Origin of the sequence: Pseudofulvibacter geojedonensis (genome assembly GCF_042675745.1) — a bacterium.
Lineage (GTDB): Bacteria > Bacteroidota > Bacteroidia > Flavobacteriales > Flavobacteriaceae > Pseudofulvibacter > Pseudofulvibacter geojedonensis.
The window spans coordinates 12,764-35,675 of the sequence record NZ_JBHTJM010000010.1 but is presented as its reverse complement, the minus strand read 5'-3'; the positions used below and the strand labels follow the sequence as shown (position 1 = coordinate 35,675).

Sequence of the window (22,912 nt, the reverse complement as noted above, 5' to 3'; positions counted from 1 at the left end):
ATGATAACTGTTAACAATTTACATAAAAGCTTTGATGGAACAGAAATTTTAAAAGGAATTTCAACTGTTTTCGAACAAGGAAAAACCAACTTAATTATTGGGCAGAGTGGTTCTGGTAAAACTGTTTTCCTTAAAAGTTTATTAGGTTTACATACGCCAGAAGAAGGAACTATTTCTTTTCACGATAAAATCTATCAGAACTTATCTAAAGCAGAAAAAAGAAAGCTACGTGTACAAATAGGTATGGTATTTCAAGGAAGTGCACTTTTTGATTCTATGACTGTAGAAGAAAATGTAATGTTTCCTATGCAAATGTTTTCTCAAAAGTCTTTAGAAGAAATGAGAGAACGAGCTAATTTGGTTATTGATAGAGTTCAATTAATAAATGCTAATCATAAATTCCCTTCTGAAATATCTGGAGGAATGCAAAAAAGGGTTGCTATTGCCAGGGCAATTGTAATGAATCCAAAGTATTTGTTTTGTGATGAACCTAACTCTGGTTTAGATCCTAAAACTGCTATTGTAATAGATAACTTAATTCAAGAAATTACTCAAGAATATAACATTACTACCGTTATCAACTCTCATGATATGAACTCGGTAATGGAAATCGGGCAAAAGATTGTTTTCTTACAACATGGTCTTAAAGCTTGGGAAGGAAGTAATAAAGATATTTTTAAAACCGATAACAAAGCGGTTACCGATTTTGTATACTCTTCTAACCTAATGAAAAAGGTTCGAAAAATGTATATTAGTAACGAACAATAATTTAAGTAACTGCGCTTATATTTTACTTAATATATTTTTAACATTTTTAACATTAAAGTTACTCATCTTTAATAATGCTGTAACTAATACTTAATATTTAAATTGGAGTTTTGCTGCATTCGTAACAAAATTAAACTCCAATGAAAAATTCTGGTAAACTGTTAATAATTTTTCTGATTCTACTTACTCATAAAGTTATTTCACAAAACATCAATCCTTATTTACAAGCTGCAAAGCCAACTTCCATATGGGTAAGTTGGAAAACAGACAATGGTACAAACCCTTCAGTAAGCTATGGGACTACCTCTACTAACTTATCTACCACTGTTAATGGTACAACAGTAAATTTATCTCCACAAGATTCAGGTTACACTTCTCCATATCACTGGCACAATGTGCAATTAACAGGATTAACTCCTAATACAGGATATTATTATAAAGTACAAAGTGGGAGCAGTGATGAGTCAGCAGTACACTATTTTAAAACACCTCCCAATTACGGAAACAACAACGAAAAACTCCGTTTTATTGTTTTAGGAGATCACCAATTGATTAACTACCAAGGACAGCCATATTCTAAATTCAACGAACTGGTTCAAGCTGCTAAAAGTAAAGCAGAAGAATTGTATGGAACACCTTTAGCAGATCACTTTAATTTAATTATAAATGATGGAGATCAGGTAGACTATGGAAACTTAACTCATTATGAAAAAATTCATTTTGAAAAACAACGTTATATTACTCCAAATCTACCGTTAATTACCGCTGTTGGGAATCATGAGTTATATGGGGCTATGGGATTAAATGCTTATTATGAACACTTTATTCTTGACAATAACTTCGATTATCAAGGCATTAATTCTGGAACAGAACGTTACTACGCATATCAAATGAGCAATGTTTTATTTGTTGTTCTTGACACAGAACTTAATGGAACTACACAATTAAATTGGGTTACTTCAGTTTTAAATGCTGCAGCAACAGATACCAATGTTGACTGGATCATTACTATTTCTCATAGACCATATCAAGCAGAACAATACTCTAATGATTACTCACCATGGTACGGTACAAACGTACTCCCAATTTTAAAAACCAATAATAAATTTGCGCTACATATTGCTGGACACCATCACTTATATTCTAGAGGGCAATTTAAAGATCATCCGGGATACCATATAATTTCAGGAGGAACAGCGTGGCCACAATATTGGGGTGATTCTTCTAATGAAACTGACCATGAAGAGACACAAGGTTCTTGGTCTAACTTTGCCTATCAATTAGTTGAAATCGATAACGCCTCTAACGAAATGAAGGTTGAATCATATACTATTGGTAGTTTAACCACAACTAAAAACAATACTCTTTTAGACAGTTTTCATATAAAACGAGGAATTGCTGTCCCTAATAAGCCTTCTATTACTAATAATATTACTAATGCTATTAGTTTGCCATACACTTTTAATAGCAGTGCTTATAACACATCTACAGGAGAAGCTTATAATTCTACACAATTTCAAATTTCTGCCGCAAGTGACTTTTCAGTATTAGAAAGAGACACTTTTAGAAATCACGAAAACTTCTACGGTCCATTAAATGGTCAAACAGATGAAACTATTGATATTGGTTTAGGAGCTGGTATTTTTAATCTAGATATAGGAACAAACCAATTAAATAATGGAACACATTATATAAGAGTTAGACATCGTGATAAAGCATTAAATTGGAGTGAATGGTCAGATACATTACAATTTGAAATTACAGGTAGTGTAGACGGGCAACCAGCTATTTCTTTAGACAAACCATATTACAATACTAACGAAACAATTACAGTTAGCTATGCTAATGGACCTGGAAATGCTAAAGATTGGATTGGCATATATCAAAAAGGACAAACCCCAGGTTCTACAGCCGCAACAGCATGGAGCTATGTTAATGGTAACACTAGTGGAACTGTAAATTTTTCAATTACTACCAGTGGTGAATACTTTGTATCGTTCTTTGAAAATGATGGTTACACACAATTAACTAACCCTATTCATTTCTGGGTTGGAAATATTCCAACGCTAAGTTCTAATAAAACTGAATATGCTGAAGGTGAAGATGTATTATTAAGTTATGCAACTGCACCTAACAATTCTCAAGATTGGATTGGCATTTATAAGGTTGGTACTGCTCCAGCTACTGGCACTTATACTAGTTGGCAATATGTTAACAATGCTAATGGCACACAAACATATAGCAACTTACCTAAAGGATACTATTATGCAACCTACCATTTAAAAAACGGATACTCTGAGATTGGCGAACGTATTTATTTTCAGGTTGGAACACAAATTACAACCATAACAACAAATAAAACAGAATATGAATTAAATGAAAACATTACTGTTTCTTTTACAGATGGACCTGGTAAAGAGAAAGACTGGTTAGGAATTTATAAAAATGGAGAAAACCCAGGAACAGATCAACTATTTACTTATAAGTATTTTGGAGGTTTGGCTAATGGTGTAACAACAATAGATGATAGTGCAGGTACATCGGGGCAACCTAATCAGGTTCCAGATACAACTGGCGATTACTTTATTGTAATGTTTACTGATGACAGTTATAACGAAGTTTCAAATCGTGTCTACTTTAGTGTGGTAAACAATGTATTGAATTCAGAAAATTTCACCTCTAAAAATAACGTTTCACTCTATCCTAACCCAATACAAGAATATGCCTATGTTGATACACAACATCCTATTTCTAAATTAGAAATCTATGATCTTTCTGGTAAAAAGGTATATGAGGTTAAGCATATAGGTGCTTCAAAAGTAAAAATTGAAAAACAGTTTTTACCCGCTGGAAAATACTTACTAAAAGTTTATTCCGATAAGATTTACAACTTAAACATAATCATTAAATAAGCTTCTATAAACCAAAGAAAAACACACATATTTTATTCTTTTTTAGCTTTAGAAATGCACTACCAATTAATTATTAGATTATAAATGAAAAGTTTTTTCTTATTGTTATACTGCTCTACTTTATTTTTACACCCTTTAAAAATGTCATTCAGTAGAATGACATTTGGTGTTAATAATTACGCCATTATAGAAACAAGATTATTCTTAGATGACTTAAGTTATCACATTGGTCAGAAATACAGACTTAAAGAACCTGAATTCACCACCATTAATAGTAATGGAACAAAAGCTCTACAAAAGTATATTCACGAAAACTTTTACATTCTACAAGGAGACAAAAAAGTTAATTTAAATATAGAAAGTCTTGATTTTACTAAAGGGAAAATTGCTCTAATAATACACCTAAAAAGTGTTACAAACATAGAGCCCAAAAAACATTATCAAATTAATAACACTTTGCTTTTTGATGCTTTTAAAAAACAAGAAAATCGTTTACAGATAAACACTCCAGAATCTCAAAAAAAACACTTTATATTTAATATTAACACCCCTACCCTACTATGAATGAGTTTAAATATTATTTTGAATTAGGAATAAATCACATTTTAGATATTAATGGATTAGATCATTTCTTTTTCATCATTGCCTTTTGCTTATTATATAAGTTAAGTGATTGGAAAGAAATCATTAAATTGATTACCGCTTTTACAATAGGTCATTCTTTAACACTCATTTTAGCAGGCTTAAATATTGTTTCTATGCCTATGGACCTGATAGAAACACTCATTCCTATTACAATAATGATTACATGTTTTGGAAACTTCTATTTCCTTTTTAAAAGCAAGGAACAACAGAAGAAAAAAGGATATTTCTATACTATCTTATTCTTTGGCTTAATTCACGGATTAGGATTTTCTAACTTCATAAAAAATATGTTTTTTGAAGATGAATCAATTATTATTCCTCTATTAAGCTTTAACCTAGGTATTGAAATTGCACAACTATTAATAGTATTTGGCTTTTTAGTAATACTTTCTATTATTCATATTTTTATAAAAGAGTTGAAATGGAGTAGAATCATTATTAACAGCCTTATATTAATTAGCATTTTAAATATGATGCTATTTTAGCTAAGGGCTTCAATACACTCTTCTCTTATTTTCCATAACTCTTCAAAAGAATAATTATTATTGTTTAACCAAGTCTTTAAGAACTGTTGATGATATTCGACTTTGAATACTCCTATCTGTTCTGGTTGAATCTCTACTAATTCTATTACATCTTCTTTAATCTTATTGTAAGATGACTTACTTGTTGTAATATCTAAATACTGATTTTTTATTTGTAAAACACAATGAGCTTCTGGTATATATTCTAGGTTATATTTATAAAGAACTTTAGCTATTTTAGATGTGTTTTTAGCATTCATCTTAAACATACACAGTATAAGTTTTACCTCGTTTATTTCTTGCTCTAAAGCTATCTTTTTAATTAATGCATGTTTGGTACTACAAGCTCCCTTTAACTCTTTTAATACCAAATCAGGATTTGCTCTATCTGCATTTCTACCATAAGGTAGATTCTGAATTAAAGCTATCAATTGATCAAAAGAAAAGACTCCCATCTCTAGAAGTCTTTTACTTAATATTCCTTTATTTAAAAGTTTATTTTTTAACATAAACTGTATCTACTTTTAACTCGGTTTTTAGCCAACTAGATAGTTTACCATTTCTTTTAATAGCTAAACTATCGATCAAATTATTTTTCCAGATAGGTCTAACAACAGATAGCGTGTCTAATTTCTTAAAATTAGATTTTAATTCTGTGGCAAATGTTATAGTTTCTAATTCGGAAAATTCAATTTTTGCGTCTTTTGAAATTGATAAAAGGTCTAATGGCTTTTGGCCAGAAGTTTCTTCAATGGTTTTTTCTAGCTCCGCTACTTGCTGCTCTAAATTATTAATCTCTTTTCTATAATCCTGAACTTCTTTTCGTTTCTCGGCTAATAAATCTTTTACCAATTCGAAATTATCTGTATTACTTCCTTTAATTTTTAATTTTGCCTCGTGTAAATTAGGATAGGCCTCTCCTTTTAACTCATTTAACAAATCGGCTTTAGTCACCTCTGTTATATGGCTATAAAAATCTAACTCTATAGTTTGGGTATCATAATCATAGTTTGTTTCTAACAACTGTAATTCTTTATTTCCTTTAATTTCGTTAGTTACAAATGCTTTTACGTCTCTATTAAAATTAGACTCTTTCCATACATCATAAAATGTTTTAGAAGCAGGTAGCATTGCCAATAAAGCTATAAAAGTAATAGTCCACTTAATTCTTTTACGCTTCTCTGCATTAGCATATTTAACCAAAGGGAAGCGAAGTGCTTTCGCTACTAAAAATGTTGATAATGCTATAAAAATGGTATTGATGCAAAATAAATACATTGCACCTGCAAAAAACCTAGGCTCCCAAACCGCTAAACCATAACCTACTGTACATAGAGGAGGCATTAAAGCTGTTGCAATAGCCACTCCGAAAATAACCGAGGCCATTGTACCTTTTTTAGATTTAGCAACTATAAGTGCTAAACCTCCAAAAATAGCTACAAAAACATCTAAAATATTTGGCGAAGTTCTCGCTTCTAACTCTGGTGTTAACTCCGTTAAGGGTGATAATTTAAAATATAAAAATGCTGTAAAAACGCTTAAACCAACCATTACACCTAAATTAACAAGCGAACGCTTAAGTGTTTGCATATCAAAAATTGCCAAGGACATACCAATACCTAAAATTGGTCCCATTAAAGGAGATATTAACATGGCTCCAATAACAACTGCAGTAGAACTTACATTTAACCCTATAGATGCTATAAATACGGCAAATATTAAAATCCAAGCTATATGACCTTTAAAAGGAATATCTGTTTTTATACCTTCTATGGTTTGCTCTCGATCTGTCTCATCTCTTATATCTAAAAGTTCCGACAAAAAGGTTGAAACACTTTTTACCAAACCTTTCGCGTCTTTTTTAACATCTACAGTCTCTCCTACCTTTTCTTCTTCTGGTGTTAATTGGTTTTGATCTATCATATGTATGTATTGGTCATTTTAACAGGTTGAAAATACAAAAAACCGTTGTATTTATTCTACTAAACACAACGGTTCTTAATTACTTTTTTTGGATTAAAACTAAAAAAACATCGATAAGCAGTCTAAGTCAAACTCTTATCAAGCGCTTTAACTCTATTTACTATTTGTTTAATATCTTGTTCTTTAGACTTTGGATATATCATTAAAACATCTTCTTTATCTACAATGATATAATCTTTTATACCATCTATAACAACTAACTTATCTTTAGTTGTTCTTATCATGTTGCCCGAAGCGTCCTCTGCTAATATTTGAGAATTTACTAATGCATTGTTATCAGAATCCTTATCCAGTTTATCATATAAACTTCCCCAAGTACCCAAATCATTCCAATCAAATGCTGCACTTGAAACATATACATTTTTTGCCTTTTCCATAATAGCATAATCTACCGATATGTTTTCAGCTTTAGCATAATTATTTTGAATAAAATCATGTTCAAACTCTGTATTATAAACATCAATTCCTTTCTCAAAAAGTTGGTACAAACCAAGTTCATTTTCTTTAAATGCTTTAACTACACTCGATGCACTCCACATAAAAATACCAGCATTCCATAAAAAATTACCCTGAGCTATAAACTCTTTAGCCGTATTATAATCTGGTTTCTCTCTGAACTGAGAAACTTTTTTAGCCAAATTTTCATCTGTTTTATTATACTCAATATAACCGTAACCTGTATTAGGAAAAGTAGGTTGAATTCCTAAAGTCATTAAAGCATCATTCTTTAAACAAAAGTCGAATGCATCTTGCACATTTTTAGTAAAAGCTTTTTCATCTTCAATCCAATGATCACTAGGTGCAACTATCATTATTGCATCAGGATTTTCTTTTTGAATTTTTAATGAAGCATATAAAATACAAGGAGCTGTATTACGCATTGCTGGCTCTAAAAGCACTTGCTTTTGGGTAACTTGCGGTAACTGCTCTAAAACTAAATCATTATACTTCTCGTTGGTAAGGATATAAATATTCTCTGATGGAATTAACTTAGATAGTCTGTTAAAGGTTTTTTGTATTAATGTATCACCAGTTCCTAACATATCATGAAATTGCTTTGGAAAACTCGACGTACTTACTGGCCAGAACCTAGAACCTACTCCTCCAGCCATTAATATTGCATAATAATTTTTGTTCATATTATTTTAGTATCCTTTTAATAATTCAACCTCAGCATTGGGTTGAAACAAATATACTTTACCCGTGTTTAATTCTAAACATTCGTAACGCTTAATTCTTTTATTTCCTTTTTTAAATACCTTTCCGTTGTAAATTCTAAAAACCGACCCTGCTGGTAATCTATAAACAAAATGTTTCTCATTTTCTGGATCGTATTCTTTTAATGCTACAGACAAACGAGCATCGGTATCACTACTTGCTTTTGGATTTTTAAAATGATTGGCCAACAAAGGCAATAACTTATTAGGATAAATAGATGGGTTTATAAATGGCAACATTAACTGCTGAAAAGTAAATTTCCATTCTTTCCCATGTGGTTTTATAGTTCTACCATATTTTTGAATAGCTACTAAATGAGCTATTTCATGTATAAGAGTCATTAAAAACCTGTATTTATTTAAACTAGCATTAATTGTTATTTGGTGCTGACCATTGGATAACTTTCTGTAATCGCCATGCTTAGTAACTCGTTCATTAACAATTTTTAGATAAACCCTATTATGTTCTAATAAGCTCAATACGTCTGGAACTGCTCTTTCTGGTAGATATTTTAATAAAGTTTGTTGCACTAGGTAAATATAAAAAACCATATCCTTTTAAAAGAATAAGGTTTGACATTATTTTCTCTTTCTTCTATATGCAATATAAATTAGTATTAACAATAATAAGATTGGCCATATATAAACCATTGCTAATAAAAAAACTTTGATTATTTCTAACCCAAAATTCATTGCTTTATTGATTTCTTTAGAGAACTTATTATCATTTTCCTCATTATGAACTAGAGTTTTAGATTCCTCATATAACTCAATATTTATAGTACTTAGATACACTTTGTTTTTCATAAAATTCAATTTACCTTGAACAGCTTCAATCTCTTCTTGTATATCATTTATCTTTTCTTCTACCTCAAGTAAATCTGTTACTTTATAAGCTTTTGTTCTTAATATCTCTTCATATCTTTTTTTAACTTTTAACTTAGTCTTTAATCTAGATTCAGCATCTATATAAGCTTCTGTAACGTCTTGGGTAGTTATGTTTTCATAATCTATTTTAATTGCCGATGAACTAATTTTTTCTAACAGACCATCAAATTGATAATTGGGTACTTTTATAACAAAAACATTCTGCTTACTGTATGAACTATTCGTAAAACGCATTTCAGAAACATATCCATTATTAGCTAACACCAAGTTTTTTATTTCCTTTGAAGCCTTAGAAATATCTTTAACTTTATATTTCGTATCTGCAGATTTAATAATTTTTAAATTATTGGGAGTAAAATCTGTAGTTATTGACTTTTGCTTTTTTTCATTATTACTAATATCCATTGTATTAGGGTTTATTCCTTCTAGTGATGTCTCTTCTTCAAAAGAAATAAGCTCTACTTCCTGTTTCATAACTGATTCGTTATTACTATTTTTACTACAAGAATGGTTTATTAGGATAATACCCATTAAAAAAAATCCAGTTATAAATTTATTTGCATTCATAATTTTATATTTTTATTTGTTAATACATCACAAACATCTCATTAACCAAATATTTTCTCTTGTAATACACTTGTAACATTCTTGTAAAGTATTTACAAAAGAGTAAACACCAATAAATCAAAGGCTTGACAAAGCAAGAACATATTTATTTTGAAAAACTAAAAGAGGCTATTACAGAAGTATTTAATAGCAACAACGGTTCCTCCTTTAAAATACAAGAATGGAAAGGAAGCATGATAACTTCTTTTCAAGAAGATTTATTTCAAAAAACTAAAGGGAAAGTAAGCGAAAAATGGTTTTATACTTATTGTAAAAACACTCCCGAAAAGTTACCCAGAATCGACATTTTAAACTTATTAAGTATTTATAGCAATTATAACAACTGGGAAGACTTTAAAACCAAAAATACTAAACCGCAAAAAAACAAAGCTCATAAAAAAGTATTATTAATTGGTTTAACTGTATTAATTTCCTTAGTCCTATCTGCGTATTTCTATAACAAAGAGAACCATTATCATTTTTGCTTTATTGATGAAGACACCAATGAACCTATTGTTAACACCAAAATTAATCTAGAAATTTTAATTAATAACGAACCATCAATCTACAAAACAACAGATAGTTTAGGTTGTTTCAGTTATGAGACTAAAGAAAATAAATTAATTATTGTAGCCTCCTCTCCCTTCTATTTTAGTGATACTATTCATAAAAGCAACAAAAGATCTATTAAAGATGTTATAAAATTAAAAACCGATGATTACGCATTAATGCTCAACTACTACACCAACGGAAACATTAAGGATTGGCAAAAAAGAAAAAGAGAATTAGAAAACCTTATTGATAGTAAAGCTAAAATATACCAAGTATTTAAAAACAGTATTGGAATAGAAATATATACTAAAGAAGATTTTATTAATAAACTTTTAATCCCAACTAGTAGTTTAAAAAACATTCAAATCCTTAAAAAGGAATACAAAAACAATAAAATAGTAACTCTTAAATTTATGACTAAATGAATAGCTTAAAATATTTAATATTGGTCATTGTTTTTATTTGTTATGCTTGTGCTAAAAGTAATGACAAAACAATACCTTATGAGAATCTAGAAATTTCAGAAGAAACTATAAGTGATGATTTTGAGCCACATACTAACGAAATTGATCTTGCTGACAAGAGTCCTTTTTATATAAACAATGATTTAATTTTACAAAAACTAAATGAACTCGTTGAATTGAATTCACTTTATAAAAAGGAAACAAAATTTAAACCAGAAATACAATATCAAATTTCGAATATCATTGAAAATGACTCTGTTTTAATCAACCTACCTGAATCTATTTTGATAAAGGAACTCAAACAAACAAACAGTTATAAATCTATTGATGACTCTACCAAATTAATCAATTTCACTTATAACGTAAAAGGGAAGACTCATTATCTAACAGCTAAAATAACTACTATAAAAACTAAAATTGAAGGTATGACTGTATTGAGTCAACAAGTAAAGTTCACCACTAAGGAGTAGTACTAGAAACCTGTAAGACCTTACCATTATAAAACTTATTTCCTGTAAGAGAAAATTCAGCTATATAAGTAGCCATTTCTAAGGCAGATAATGGTGCTTCGTAACCTGGAAAAGCTTCTTCTAACATTTCTGTTTGCACAGCTCCTAAAGCCAACACATTAAAAGCTATTCCTTTTTCCTTATATTCTTCTGCTAATAACTCAGAAAGGGTAATTACTGCTCCTTTACTAGAACTATACGCAGCTAATCCGGGAAACTTCATTGACCCCTGAATTCCTCCCATAGAGCTTACCGTAATTACATGAGCTCCTTTACTCATGTAAGGGATTAAACACTGAATTAGTTGAGCAACTCCAAATACGTTTACTTCATACACTTTTTGCCAATCGAAAGTGGTTAACTCTCCAAAAGGTTTATTTACCAACAAACCTGCATTGTTTATTAAAATATCTACTTTACCATTCCATTCATCTTGAACAAAATTCTTCACTTTTTCGTAATCTGAAGATTCTGCCAAATCAAAAGACAAAGATGTAACATGAGATAGCTTTAAGTCATTAATAGGTTGACTGTTTCTAGATAAACTCAAAACTCGATTTCCTTGATTAGCTAACAACTGTACTAACTCAAAACCAATACCTCTACTAGTACCAGTAACAATTATATTTTTATTCATTTAATTTAATTTCGCCTGGTTTAGAATTGATTACTTTTTCTACAGCTAGTGCATACGCATTTATAAAACTAGCCATATGATTAAAATCTAACTTATCTACTTCATCATCTACATGGTGATAATAATCAAAATTAGTAAAATCAAACGTACAAAAAGTCTGAGCAGGTATTTTAAATTCTTTGTAAAAAGGATAATTATCAGACCTAGAAAATAACTGATATTGTTTAGCTTGTGGCAAATAACCAACTAAATTAGCACTTGCATAAGAATTCATTTTTTCTGCCAAATTAGACATATTATATCCTGTAACATAAGCTGTATAGTCTTTATCTTTTAACGGAACACCAATCATTTCAAAATTTAAAACTATTGCTACATTAACTCCTTCATTTTTTAGTTTTTTTGCTAAATGTTTTGAGCCCAACAAACCTTTTTCTTCAGCTGCAAAAGCCACAAAAAGAATACTCCTTTTGTTGCTTTTTTTAGCTAAGTATTTAGCTAACTCCATAACTGTTGCTGTACCTGCAGCATTATCATTAGCTCCATTTGCTATGATATCTTCTCCTACTTTTTTTCCGTTTCCTATATGGTCGTAATGAGCTCCTATAACCACAAACTCATCTTTCAATTCAGGATCTTTACCTTCTATAACCCCAACAACATTAAAAGCTTCTTTATTTCCAACTTTAAAAGTATCTCGATACGATTTATAGTATTCTTTTAGCCCACTATCTTTAAAATTATTAGCTATATAAGTAGCAGCTTTGTCAATTCCTTCAGACCCCGTATCTCTCCCTGCTAGCTCATCTGAAGCCAAATAAGAAACTATTTCTTTTACTTCTTCTGGAGTAGTTACTAAAGCTGGCTTTTTCTTAACATCTGCATATATTACATCGTGTTTAGAAGGTTCTGGTAATTGATTGTTCTCTGGATTATCATTATCCATAACTACTGTAGATCCCTTACAAGAAATTATCAGCAAGCTTAAAAAAAATATATTTTTAATCATCTATTTTCATTTTGTTCTAAAGATAAAAAAATCCCGTTTCGAACATGTGTCTTGAAACGGGATTTTTAATATTATATATTTTTATTCTTTAATTATTTTCTTAATCCTAGCTCCTTTTTTAGTCCTAATTTTCACAAAATACATACCTGGAGGTAATTCTGAAACTTTATAACTATTGAGAGGTTGAGTATATTCAAGAACTATTTTTCCTGTTAAATTAAACACTTGAATTGATTCAATACTTTCTTCCCCAGAAATCTTAAACTCATAATTTATTGGATTTGGATAAATTTTAAACCTATTCTCTCCTAGAACAAATTCCTCTACATTAAGAGTTTTACAGTTATCTGAAATTGAATTTATATTTTCTATGATACCTATAGGTGTTAAATCTTTTCCTGTAAAACCAACAAAGTTTGCTGGATACTTCTCTGCTCTAAAAACTTGATTTTGACTATTAGGAATCATATCTCCTTGTACATAATTTGATGTTCCTATAGGGTTTTCATAAGACCACACCAAATTACCTGAAGAATCTATTTCTGATATTCTTCCTGGTACCGTTTCACAAAATAAAACATTACCATTTGGCTGAACATTTGCACCACTTTGAGAATTACTAAAAACTGTTGTCCCTAATACACTTCCATCCCAAGACCAGAAAAAATCATTTGGCAAGAAGCTTCCGCTAATACTATAATTACCATTAATATCTACTTGTGTATCTATTATATGTACGGACGAATATTCAGGTGTTCTTCCTGTTCCATTGTTAAATAAAGATAATTTTCCTGCATTAGGATATCCATTAGGTATCCACTTAGGGTCATGCTGACCATACAATTTTTGATCGCCTGCTGTTCCTTGATCATAATTTATAGGGTTCCCCCAACGCCAAAGAAAATCACCTCCTTTACCAGAATTACCTCCGGTATGTGAGGCAGCTTCTAAAATAGTCGTGCTATGATCTATTACATAAATCTCATTCATCTTTCTAGAAGAAAAAACTATCTGATCTAAAGTTTCATTATATTCCACTGCATTAGCGTGTATCCAATTACTAGAAGATGTTCCTAAATTTAAATCTAAAAGTTCAGGATGATTTGCCACAACTCCAAAATTAGGCTGTGCAGCACTGAAATCTTGAATTAAATGATCCCATATTTTCCATTCCCAAACAACATTTAAAGAATTGGTTCCTACTGGCTGAATTTCGACTATTTTTTCTGATCTTAATTCTGTATTTACTAAAGAAGGATTTCTTCCCTGAGCAATAGCCTCAGCTGATGTATATACATCCCTAGATAATACTAACACATTACCGTTTGGCATTGGCTCAATATCATGGTGCTGATCTAAGCCATATACTGTTAGATCTACCTTCCATAACAAAGAGTTATCCCAATCTCGTAATTCTAAAAAACCACCACCTGATTTTAATAAATTACCATTATCTAACAGGTAAGCAACTCCTAATCTATTATCCGTCAACCAATGATTAACAACTTCCCCACAATTATTAATTAAATAAACATCATTGTCCTGTTTATGCCCGAAAAGCAAATAACCATCAGAAACATTAGAATTATAATGTAATAAACCAATAGTTGTTTGTGCTTGAACAAAACAAACAGTACATAAAAAAAATATTATCCCTCTCATATAGTATTATTAATAAAAAATCCCACTTTCATTTCATGGAGGTGGGATTTTATGTTATTTATAAATAATAGTCGTTTTTAAGCCAACATGGTTACAGGGTTTTCAACATATTCTTTTAATGTTTGTAAGAATTGAGCTCCTGTAGCACCATCTACTGTTCTATGATCACAAGCTAATGTTACCTTCATTGTGTTACCAACAACTATCTCTCCGTTTTTTACAACTGGTTTTTGAACAATTGCTCCAACTGATAAAATTGCTGAATTAGGTGCATTAATGATTGAAGTAAACTCCTGAATACCAAACATACCTAAATTAGATATGGTAAAGGTACTTCCTTCCATTTCTTGTGGAGTTAATTTCTTACTTCTTGCTTTACCAGCTAAATCTTTTACATTGCTTCCTATAGTTGTTAAACTCATTTGATCTGTAAAAGGTAAAACTGGAACTACTAATCCTTCATCTACTGCTACTGCAACCCCTACACTAATATGCTTGTTATAGCGAGTACTCTCTCCCATCCAGGTAGTATTTACTTGTGGATGCTTTCTTAAAGCCATAGCAGATGCTTTAACAATCATATCATTAAATGATATCTTAACGTCCGGAATAGCATTAATTGTTTTACGAGAAGCAATCGCATTGTCCATATCTAACTCTATTGTTAAATAATAATGTGGAGCTGTAAATTTTGATTCTCCTAAACGCTTAGCTATTACTTTACGCATTTGAGAATTTTTAACATCTTCGTGAGCCACTTCTCCAGCTGGCACAAACGTAGAAATATTAGCCGCACTTACTGATGACTGAGCTACTGGTGCTTGATAATTCTCTATATCTTTTTTTACAATTCTTCCGTTCTCTCCTGAACCGGTTATGGCAGCTAAAGAAATTCCTTTATCTTCTGCCATTTTTTTAGCTAATGGCGAAACAAAAATTCTTCCGCTAGTGTTCTCTTGAGTAGTTGTAACAGCTTTAACTTCTTCTTTTTTAGCTGAAGATGGTTGAGCAGGCACTTCTTTAGTTTCCGTTACAGGCTGAGCTGCAGCCTCTCCTCCTTTACTAAAACTTTCTGCTACTCCAGTAATATCAGTTCCTTTAGGACCTATAATTGCTAGTACAGAATCTACAGGTGCTGAATCTCCTTCTTTTAAACCTACATAAAGTAATGTTCCTTCATAAAAAGACTCAAATTCCATTGTAGCTTTATCTGTTTCAATCTCAGCTAAAATGTCTCCTTCTTCAACAGCATCTCCAACACTTTTTAACCAAGAAGCAACTGTACCTTCCGTCATAGTATCACTTAAACGAGGCATTGTTATTACTTCTACTCCTTCTGGAATTGATGCCGTAGAAACAACTTTTTCTTTAGCAATTTCCGCTTTTGGAGCCTCTGCCGTAACTGAAGCTGTTGCTCCTCCGTTTAACAATCCAGAAATATCTTCTCCTTTTTCACCAACAATAGCCAATAACGAATCTACCGGAGCCGTTTCTCCTTCTTGAATACCAATATGTAAAAGAGTTCCTTCATAAAAAGACTCAAATTCCATTGTAGCTTTATCTGTTTCAATCTCAGCTAAAATATCACCTTCCTCAATTGCATCCCCTACTTTTTTCAACCAAGTGGCTACCACTCCTTCTGTCATGGTATCACTTAAACGAGGCATATTTATTATTTCTGCCATAGCTTATAATTTATGTGGTAAAAACGGATAATCTTCTTGTTCGTATACGCTATCGTACATAACATTTAATTCAGGATAAGGTGAATTCTCTGCAAATTCTTCACACTCCTTAACTAAAGCTTTAACACGTTTATCTATTTCTTTAATTTCCTCTTCTGTAGCGTACTTTTTCTTTAAAAGTGTATTCTTTACAGTAGTAATAGGATCTATTTTTTGGTACTCTGCCACTTCATCTTTTGTTCTGTAGTGTTGAGCATCAGACATAGAATGACCTCTATACCTATAAGTCTTCATTTCTAAGAAAGTTGGCCCGTTACCTTTTCTTGCATGTTCCATAGCTGCATCTACCTCTTTAGCAACAGCAACTGGATCCATTCCATCTACTGGTCTACATGGCATTTCGTAACCTAATCCCAGTTTCCATATTTCAGTATGGTTAGCTGTTCTTTCTACAGAAGTACCCATGGCGTAACCATTGTTTTCAACAATAAAAACAACAGGTAATTTCCACAACATAGCCATATTAAAAGTTTCATGTAAAGAACCTTGTCTAGCCGCTCCATCACCAAAATAACATAAAGTTACTGCTCCTGTATTGTTGTACTTATCTCCAAAAGCCATACCTGCTCCTAAAGGAATTTGACCTCCTACTATTCCGTGTCCACCATAAAAACCATGCTCTTTAGAAAATATATGCATAGAACCTCCTAAACCTTGAGATGTACCAGTAGCTTTACCATATAATTCAGCCATTACTCTTTTAGGATCTACCCCCATACCAATAGGCTGAACATGATTACGATATGCAGTAATCATTTTATCTTTAGATAAATCCATTGCATGTAATGACCCCGCTAAAACTGCTTCTTGACCATTATACAAATGCAAAAATCCTCTAACTTTTTGCTGAATATAAACAGCAGCTAATTTATCTTCAAACTTTCTCCAAAATAGCATGTCTTCATACCATTTTAAATAAGTTGCTTTAGTTATTCTTTTCATCTTCTATTTATTTGAAGTATGGGTTTATTTTTTATACAAAAGTAAACAAAAGTAGTATTTCAAAATGAATCATAAAACTGTTTCATAAAAAAAATCAACAATCTATATTTTTAAAACATAAACTACTGATTTTAAACTTATTTACAACACTTTTTTTACAAATGAGATTTTTGAAATGTTAGTGGTAATAAATCTGACAATGAATTAGACTTCATAATACTTCCTTCTTCTCCCATAAAATATATTTCTATATTCTCTTTTTGTCTCGTTTCGTATTCAGCTATAGATTGCCTACAAGATCCACAAGGTGGTATAGGTTCTGATACTTTATGATTTTGAGAAGTGGCTGTAATTGCTATTTTTTTAATTTTAGCAGTAGGATAAATAGCACCCGCCTGAAAAATAGCAACTCTTTCAGCACATAACCCTGAAGGATACGCTGCATTTTCTTGATTACTCCCTACTACCACTTTTTCATTATCTAACAATACTGCAGCGCCAACATTGAATTTTGAATAAGGCGAATATGCATTATTCCTAGCATTAATTGCAGCTTCCATTAGACTAAAAACAGCTGAAGGTAAATCCGACAGCTGTTCGTATACTATAAATGTTGTACTAATTTTATATTCTTTCATTAGTTACCATTACTATTAAAAATCAAACCCTAAAGAAAAACGTAAAGTATTTTCTAACGGACTTGGTACTTTTGATGCTGAAAACAAATATGAAACATCTATATTAACAACATTGTATTTAAAACCTGCTCCTAAAGAAAAGAACTTACGAGCTCCTTTAGTTTCGTGCTCATTGAAATAACCCAATCTAAAAGCAAAATTCTCTTGATATACATACTCTGCTCCTAGTGCATATGTAAATTCTCTCAGCTCTTCACTAAAACCTCCGGGTGCATCTCCAAAAGATTGAAACATTCCAGACATGAAGTTTACATTGTTATCCTGTCCTTCAATAATATAATTATCATCTTGAGAAACTATTGTTTCACCAGATGGGTTGGCCTGAGATGGACCGTCATAAACTCCATTTCCGTTAGCATCTTGGTAGACCAATTTTTGACCTCGCACTGGTGGTGTTGGAACCAATAATTTTGCTGCTTCAACAGTCACTCCTATAGTATTTGCTTCATCTAAAATAAAATCAAAACCTCCTCCTAAACGCAATGTAGTAGGTAAAAAGTTTTCTTGACCAGCATCATCATATTTAATTTTTGGACCAAAATTTTGCAATGCAAAACCTCCGCGCCATTTACCATTAAAGCTGCCGTACGCTTTTTCTTCAGATTCATAATACCCCGTAACATCTACCGCAAAAGAACCTGCAGCTTTGGCATCAATATTTTCTCCTGCATTTTGTAATTTTAAATCAGAACGTAAATAACGCAATGCTACTCCCATTGCAAAACGATCATTCAGTTTTAAAGAATATCCAACATCTAATGTTAATTCGTTTGGTTTTTCAATAATACCTAAGTCATTTGCATTCTGTCTAAATTCTATTTCTCCTAAACTAAAGTATCTAAAGCTTGCCGAAATGGCACTTCTATCGTCTAACTTTTTATAATAAGTTAAGTTTCCTAAAAATATATCATTTACCAACTCACTTAAATATGGTGTATAACTTAAAGCAAGACCTTGTTCTGATTCTCCAAAAGCGTATTTAGACAAGTTCCATTGTTGAGAATACGCATCTGGTGATGTAGCAACACCTTGATCTCCCATACCTGCCGCACGAGCATCGGAAGCTATTAATAAAAACGGAACCCCAGTAGTAATGGTTCTTGAGTCTGGATATGGTGTTATTTGAGTTTGCTCTTGAGCAATTCCTTTTACAAAAAACGACAACATAGTAGCCGCTAATAAATACTTCTTCATGTATTTTTATTTTTTAACAAATATAATTTTTTCTTACAGTATGACAAGTTTTTCGTATTTGACCGCTGTTTTATTAGTAGTCGGAGATTTAACAGAAAGCTTATAAACATATACTCCTTTCCCTATTCTATCTCCAAAATCATCTTTACCATCCCATGTAAGACTCCTAGATAACGAAGCACTATTACCTTTATTGCCCGAACTTGAAGTTCCTTTGATTGTTTTTATCAATTTTCCTGAAACTGTATAGATTTGAACCATTACATCTAGCTCTGAAGTACTGTTGTGAGTAAACCAAAACTCTGTATAACTTACAAATGGATTGGGGTAATTTAACACCTTATCTATTGTTAATTTTTCATTTTCACTAACTACCACAAACTGAATTTCTGTAGTTGCAGAATTATTATATACATCCCAAGCTTTAATTGTTAATGTATGCAACCCAGAAGATAAATCTCTAAATTGATAATTAACTTTACCTTTTGTAAAATCATCTGGCTCTGTTTCGTAATAATCGTTTAATATAAACGGATTAGCCTCATCTCCATCTAAAATAGCTGTTATATCATGCCCTATTCCACTGGCAGTATTAATACCATTATCATCCTCTAGTTTTAACAGTAAGAAAGGTGATTGCCCTGTTGTTCCTCCAGACACAAAACTTTCATCGTTCATAAATGCTTGAATTGTGGGACCTAAATTATCTTCTGGAGCATTCTCATTTAAACCACCTACTTTAATGGTATTATCGTATCCGTTGTAATCTAACAACTGATTATTCATGTTAGCATAAAAACTAATTCTTCCTTCACCTAAAGGAATTAATATATCTCTAGATACTACAAATTCAAATTCAAAAGTTCCGTCGCTCTTAATTGTAGATTGTCCCCTAAAAATAATTTCTCCTTGGGTTTCAAAATTCAACTTAATTAATCCATTTCCATCTGTAACACCATCATTTGCTAGAGTTTCTCTATTTTGTTTCTTGTCAAAAATAGTGGTAGATAATATTCCTAAATCTTGACCATTCGGATTTGTAATTACTATTCCGTTTTCATCTACCACTTCTCCTGATATTTTAACTCTACCTAAAGCTTCAAGTGCATCTACGTTTGGATCAGAAATTAAAACATCATTTATCTTGGTTAATCTTACCCCTGGTTTTGGAATAGCCAATCTCAAAGCAGGATCTCCAATACAAAATACAAGTCTTCTTTGTGCGTTAGATAAATCATTTTTAGTCTTTCTTAATGCTTCTCCAACTGATACGTATCCCGTATTTGCAAAATCATACATATATTCAGATAATTTCTTATTAACTGAAACTCCAGTTCCTGCATATATCTCTCTTGTGGTTGATATTAAATTAACAGCTCCCCCTCTAGAGTTCCAATACATAAACTCTCCTGCTGTTGTTCTAAAAGGATTATCAAACTTTGCATAATCACAAGTAACAGTTATAAAAACATTGTATCTACAAGTATTTGTCAAATCTTCACCATCTCCTTTTAAGAAAATTCGTTCATGAGCTAAACCATCTTCTCCTCCGTGTCCAAAGTAAGTAGCTGTTAAAACCCCTAACCCCATTCTAGTTATTAACTCTTCTTTTGCTTTAGGATACAATTCACCTCCTGCTGAAGATTCTTGTAAATAAGCATCTGTATGTATTTTCTTTACATTAAACACTGGTCTATTAGCTGTTATTTCATCAGCCATATCATCTAGTTCCCTCTGCAACAATTCTTCCCAACTAAAATCTATATCATCTGACACTACCATTAAATTATTTCTCCAACTTCCATAAGATCCTTTTTCATAATACTGTTGAATTTTAGTAATTACATCATTAGCTTGTTGAACATTATTTACAACTATTCTACCTACTGCAATATCTAATTTATCTGAAGAAGCCATTGTTCCTTCTGTAACATCCATCATTCCAAAAAAATCATCAGAAATTACTGTGTCTGCCAAACTAAAACTCGACAAACTATGAAATGAGGGTACAAAATTGGTATTATTAGGCTCCCTATCTTTCATATCGTATGACGCATCACCAAACAAACACAAATATTGTAATTTATCTGTTGTAGCATTATCGTAAACATATTTCACAAAGTTCCTAACAGCTCCAATATCCTGATTACCCGTATTAAATTCTGCATAAATATCTTCTAAATTATAAACCCTAGTTCTCAAGCCCAAAACTTGCTTATTAATTCCAGCTAACCTTTCTGCTTGAGCTCTAAATACACTAGGTGTAACAACAATATAATCTACATCTTCTTGAACTCCTGATTCATTTAAAAAAACAGTTCCTTTAATATCACTATTAGACACACTTGTGCTGCTTTCTTTTAAAGGAGTATAAAAATCTGTTTCTACTAATGCTACATATTCTCTTAACTCTCCCATTGTAGCTTTCACTGTAAATGTTGAAGTTGTATTATGCTCTTTTGAAGTTACATTAAATCTATCGGTAACATCCCAAACCTCACTAACAGTTTGCGCGTCTGAAATGACATATTCTCCAACTCCAGAAAAACCTGCAACGTCATTATTTCTAAACGAAAACTGTCTACCTAATGATCTTAAAAAAGAAACCCCTTCTATGGCTATAAAATCTAAATAACCAGTTGCAGATGGATTCCCCAAATGGTTATAGCGTAAACCCACACTAATATCTGTAGAAGAAACATTTAAATTCCCTTGATACAAAGACTCTCTTGCTAGTATTATATCATTTATTGGTAAAAAATTTGCTCCTCCAACAGAATTATTATCATCATTAACAAAAAAGCTCATACTCGAACCAGATGTAGACGAAGAAACTCCTGCCGAATTTATTTTAATATTAATTGGTTGACTAGTATCTAACCTAGGAAAACTAAAGGTGAAATTCCTGTTTGGATTGGCTTGACTAAAGTCTTCTCCGAACCATTTTCTACCTATCCTAACTACATTCACCAAATCCTGCTCATGAAATTGATATTCATGAAACTGTGTTATTGTGTTTGTTGCTGCTCCAGAAGGTTCTAACATATTATTTATCCTCCTACCATTCACATTACTAACATTTATGTAATAGTATGTTTTATCTGAATAAGGGTTGATGTGTGATGCATTCTCTGCATCGTAACCATAAGCACTAACTCCGTAAAAAAGCATGTAATCTCCACTATTAAAAACCCCATCTTCTTCCCCTACAAACTTAACGGCATTTTCTTTAACATCATACTCTGTGATGTTAGAGTTAGATAAAGGAATAGCTTTACCCCCATTTCCAAAAAGTCTAATGTTTTGTGGATTAACATTAGAAACATCTACACCAAGACTACTTAAGAAACTTTTATCTAATTTATAAACACCTGTTTTTTCAATGTAAAATCTATACCACTCACCTTGAGCCATTTCTGAACTAGATATAGCAGAACTTGAGCTTCTAAAATAATTTGATGACTGTTCTTTAAACTTAATACGTACAGACTTAACCTTTTTAAAACCACTATTAACTTTAATAATAGGGCTAAAAGAAACATTAACTCCCTTAACACCTCTAGCTAATGTGTTGGCTATTTTTACATCTATTTTGTTACTTATGTATTTTTTGTTGTAGCCAGTTAGTTTGCTTGAAGAAAGATTTTCATATTCTACATTTAACAATTCAAAATCCCTTTCACTAACTGCTCTTCCTATCTTGAAATGATGTGAATATTTTATCGTTTTATTTGTCTGATTATATTCGAAGTTAGCCAATTGAAAACCATGTACAGTGGCTATTTTTTTTCTTGAAGTCATTACTTCAACACCATCTTCCCAGGTTAACTCAAGTGTCTTTTCTTGAGCATGACCATTAGCGACAAATAGACTTACAAGTAGTAAAAGAATATAGTATTTTGTTTTCATACAAGATAAACGCATCGTTTTATATTTTAGTGCCAACGTAGTTTTATT

The 22,912-nt window shown here is 31.4% G+C and carries 19 protein-coding genes; 6 read left to right on the top strand and 13 right to left on the bottom strand.

The window, feature by feature from the left end; genetic code table 11:
• The 4 genes from ACFQ1O_RS12045 to ACFQ1O_RS12030 all read left to right on the top strand — a co-directional run bounded on the left by ACFQ1O_RS12045 (position 1) and on the right by ACFQ1O_RS12030 (position 4,810).
• Positions 1-768 carry an ABC transporter ATP-binding protein gene (locus ACFQ1O_RS12045; RefSeq protein ID WP_377716281.1) on the top strand — a complete coding sequence of 256 codons (768 nt, stop codon included), beginning with the start codon at positions 1-3 and terminating at the stop codon, positions 766-768.
• Between the two features lie 140 nt (positions 769-908).
• Positions 909-3,680 (top strand): fibronectin type III domain-containing protein, encoded by a 2,772-nt coding sequence (locus tag ACFQ1O_RS12040; RefSeq protein ID WP_377716280.1) that lies wholly within the window; start codon positions 909-911, stop codon positions 3,678-3,680.
• An 84-nt stretch (positions 3,681-3,764) separates the two neighbouring features.
• Positions 3,765-4,244 (top strand): DUF6702 family protein, encoded by a 480-nt coding sequence (locus tag ACFQ1O_RS12035; RefSeq protein WP_377716279.1) that lies wholly within the window; start codon positions 3,765-3,767, stop codon positions 4,242-4,244.
• The gene (locus tag ACFQ1O_RS12030) at positions 4,241-4,810 is read left to right on the top strand and encodes a HupE/UreJ family protein (RefSeq protein WP_377716278.1); all 570 of its coding nucleotides are present in this window, start codon (positions 4,241-4,243) and stop codon (positions 4,808-4,810) included. The genes ACFQ1O_RS12035 and ACFQ1O_RS12030 overlap by 4 nt, the downstream gene beginning before the upstream one ends.
• Here the strand turns inward: ACFQ1O_RS12030 and ACFQ1O_RS12025 are convergent.
• The 5 genes from ACFQ1O_RS12025 to ACFQ1O_RS12005 all read right to left on the bottom strand — a co-directional run bounded on the left by ACFQ1O_RS12025 (position 4,807) and on the right by ACFQ1O_RS12005 (position 9,411).
• Positions 4,807-5,358 carry a hypothetical protein gene (locus ACFQ1O_RS12025; protein ID WP_377716277.1) on the bottom strand — a complete coding sequence of 184 codons (552 nt, stop codon included), beginning with the start codon at positions 5,356-5,358 and terminating at the stop codon, positions 4,807-4,809. The genes ACFQ1O_RS12030 and ACFQ1O_RS12025 overlap by 4 nt on opposite strands.
• The gene (locus tag ACFQ1O_RS12020; RefSeq protein WP_377716276.1) at positions 5,345-6,772 is read right to left on the bottom strand and encodes a DUF389 domain-containing protein; all 1,428 of its coding nucleotides are present in this window, start codon (positions 6,770-6,772) and stop codon (positions 5,345-5,347) included. Before ACFQ1O_RS12020 ends, ACFQ1O_RS12025 begins: the two co-directional genes overlap by 14 nt.
• Positions 6,773-6,894: 122 nt before the next feature.
• On the bottom strand, positions 6,895-7,971 hold the full coding sequence (locus tag ACFQ1O_RS12015; RefSeq protein WP_377716275.1) for a mannose-1-phosphate guanylyltransferase: 1,077 nt from the start codon (positions 7,969-7,971) through the stop codon (positions 6,895-6,897).
• Between the two features lie 6 nt (positions 7,972-7,977).
• Entirely contained in the window at positions 7,978-8,580 is a 603-nt protein-coding gene (locus ACFQ1O_RS12010; RefSeq protein WP_377716274.1) for a SprT-like domain-containing protein, read from the bottom strand.
• Positions 8,581-8,628: 48 nt separating this feature from the next.
• A complete protein-coding gene (locus ACFQ1O_RS12005) occupies positions 8,629-9,411 on the bottom strand; it encodes a DUF4349 domain-containing protein (protein ID WP_377716273.1) in 783 nt (260 codons plus the stop codon).
• A gap of 218 nt (positions 9,412-9,629) precedes the next feature.
• Here ACFQ1O_RS12005 and ACFQ1O_RS12000 point away from each other — a divergent pair, with 218 nt between their 5' ends.
• Positions 9,630-10,520 carry a hypothetical protein gene (locus tag ACFQ1O_RS12000; RefSeq protein WP_377716272.1) on the top strand — a complete coding sequence of 297 codons (891 nt, stop codon included), beginning with the start codon at positions 9,630-9,632 and terminating at the stop codon, positions 10,518-10,520.
• Positions 10,517-11,029, top strand: a complete 513-nt coding sequence (locus ACFQ1O_RS11995) for a hypothetical protein (protein ID WP_377716271.1) — start codon at positions 10,517-10,519, stop codon at positions 11,027-11,029. Before ACFQ1O_RS12000 ends, ACFQ1O_RS11995 begins: the two co-directional genes overlap by 4 nt.
• Here ACFQ1O_RS11995 and ACFQ1O_RS11990 read toward each other — a convergent pair.
• The 8 genes from ACFQ1O_RS11990 to porU form a co-directional block, all read right to left on the bottom strand.
• The gene (locus ACFQ1O_RS11990) at positions 11,019-11,705 is read right to left on the bottom strand and encodes an SDR family NAD(P)-dependent oxidoreductase (RefSeq protein WP_377716270.1); all 687 of its coding nucleotides are present in this window, start codon (positions 11,703-11,705) and stop codon (positions 11,019-11,021) included. The genes ACFQ1O_RS11995 and ACFQ1O_RS11990 overlap by 11 nt on opposite strands.
• A complete protein-coding gene (locus ACFQ1O_RS11985; protein WP_377716269.1) occupies positions 11,698-12,714 on the bottom strand; it encodes a M28 family metallopeptidase in 1,017 nt (338 codons plus the stop codon). Before ACFQ1O_RS11985 ends, ACFQ1O_RS11990 begins: the two co-directional genes overlap by 8 nt.
• Before the next feature lie 81 nt (positions 12,715-12,795).
• Positions 12,796-14,376: an aryl-sulfate sulfotransferase gene (locus tag ACFQ1O_RS11980; protein ID WP_377716268.1), complete on the bottom strand. Its 1,581-nt coding sequence runs from the start codon at positions 14,374-14,376 to the stop codon at positions 12,796-12,798.
• A 77-nt stretch (positions 14,377-14,453) separates the two neighbouring features.
• Positions 14,454-16,061: a pyruvate dehydrogenase complex dihydrolipoamide acetyltransferase gene (locus tag ACFQ1O_RS11975; RefSeq protein WP_377716267.1), complete on the bottom strand. Its 1,608-nt coding sequence runs from the start codon at positions 16,059-16,061 to the stop codon at positions 14,454-14,456.
• Between the two features lie 3 nt (positions 16,062-16,064).
• Positions 16,065-17,063 (bottom strand): pyruvate dehydrogenase (acetyl-transferring) E1 component subunit alpha, encoded by a 999-nt coding sequence (gene pdhA, locus ACFQ1O_RS11970; RefSeq protein WP_377716266.1) that lies wholly within the window; start codon positions 17,061-17,063, stop codon positions 16,065-16,067.
• A gap of 155 nt (positions 17,064-17,218) precedes the next feature.
• Positions 17,219-17,701, bottom strand: coding sequence for a cytidine deaminase (gene cdd, locus ACFQ1O_RS11965; RefSeq protein WP_377716265.1), 483 nt, complete (start codon positions 17,699-17,701; stop codon positions 17,219-17,221).
• Between the two features lie 15 nt (positions 17,702-17,716).
• Positions 17,717-18,955, bottom strand: coding sequence for a type IX secretion system outer membrane channel protein PorV (gene porV, locus ACFQ1O_RS11960; protein ID WP_377716264.1), 1,239 nt, complete (start codon positions 18,953-18,955; stop codon positions 17,717-17,719).
• Between the two features lie 33 nt (positions 18,956-18,988).
• On the bottom strand, positions 18,989-22,864 hold the full coding sequence (porU, locus tag ACFQ1O_RS11955) for a type IX secretion system sortase PorU (RefSeq protein ID WP_377716263.1): 3,876 nt from the start codon (positions 22,862-22,864) through the stop codon (positions 18,989-18,991).
• Positions 22,865-22,912 lie beyond the last annotated feature (48 nt).

Bases quoted from the DNA above. Each gene is read 5' to 3' on its own strand.
- ACFQ1O_RS12045 (WP_377716281.1), top strand. From the start codon at position 1: ATGATAACTGTTAACAATTTACATAAAAGCTTTGATGGAACAGAAATT.
- ACFQ1O_RS12040 (WP_377716280.1), top strand. From the start codon at position 909: ATGAAAAATTCTGGTAAACTGTTAATAATTTTTCTGATTCTACTTACT.
- ACFQ1O_RS12035 (WP_377716279.1), top strand. From the start codon at position 3,765: ATGAAAAGTTTTTTCTTATTGTTATACTGCTCTACTTTATTTTTACAC.
- ACFQ1O_RS12030 (WP_377716278.1), top strand. From the start codon at position 4,241: ATGAATGAGTTTAAATATTATTTTGAATTAGGAATAAATCACATTTTA.
- ACFQ1O_RS12025 (WP_377716277.1), bottom strand. From the start codon at position 5,358: ATGTTAAAAAATAAACTTTTAAATAAAGGAATATTAAGTAAAAGACTT.
- ACFQ1O_RS12020 (WP_377716276.1), bottom strand. From the start codon at position 6,772: ATGATAGATCAAAACCAATTAACACCAGAAGAAGAAAAGGTAGGAGAG.
- ACFQ1O_RS12015 (WP_377716275.1), bottom strand. From the start codon at position 7,971: ATGAACAAAAATTATTATGCAATATTAATGGCTGGAGGAGTAGGTTCT.
- ACFQ1O_RS12005 (WP_377716273.1), bottom strand. From the start codon at position 9,411: ATGAAACAGGAAGTAGAGCTTATTTCTTTTGAAGAAGAGACATCACTA.
- ACFQ1O_RS11995 (WP_377716271.1), top strand. From the start codon at position 10,517: ATGAATAGCTTAAAATATTTAATATTGGTCATTGTTTTTATTTGTTAT.
- ACFQ1O_RS11990 (WP_377716270.1), bottom strand. From the start codon at position 11,705: ATGAATAAAAATATAATTGTTACTGGTACTAGTAGAGGTATTGGTTTT.
- ACFQ1O_RS11985 (WP_377716269.1), bottom strand. From the start codon at position 12,714: ATGATTAAAAATATATTTTTTTTAAGCTTGCTGATAATTTCTTGTAAG.
- ACFQ1O_RS11980 (WP_377716268.1), bottom strand. From the start codon at position 14,376: ATGAGAGGGATAATATTTTTTTTATGTACTGTTTGTTTTGTTCAAGCA.
- ACFQ1O_RS11975 (WP_377716267.1), bottom strand. From the start codon at position 16,061: ATGGCAGAAATAATAAATATGCCTCGTTTAAGTGATACCATGACAGAA.
- pdhA (WP_377716266.1), bottom strand. From the start codon at position 17,063: ATGAAAAGAATAACTAAAGCAACTTATTTAAAATGGTATGAAGACATG.
- cdd (WP_377716265.1), bottom strand. From the start codon at position 17,701: ATGAAAGAATATAAAATTAGTACAACATTTATAGTATACGAACAGCTG.
- porV (WP_377716264.1), bottom strand. From the start codon at position 18,955: ATGAAGAAGTATTTATTAGCGGCTACTATGTTGTCGTTTTTTGTAAAA.
- porU (WP_377716263.1), bottom strand. From the start codon at position 22,864: ATGAAAACAAAATACTATATTCTTTTACTACTTGTAAGTCTATTTGTC.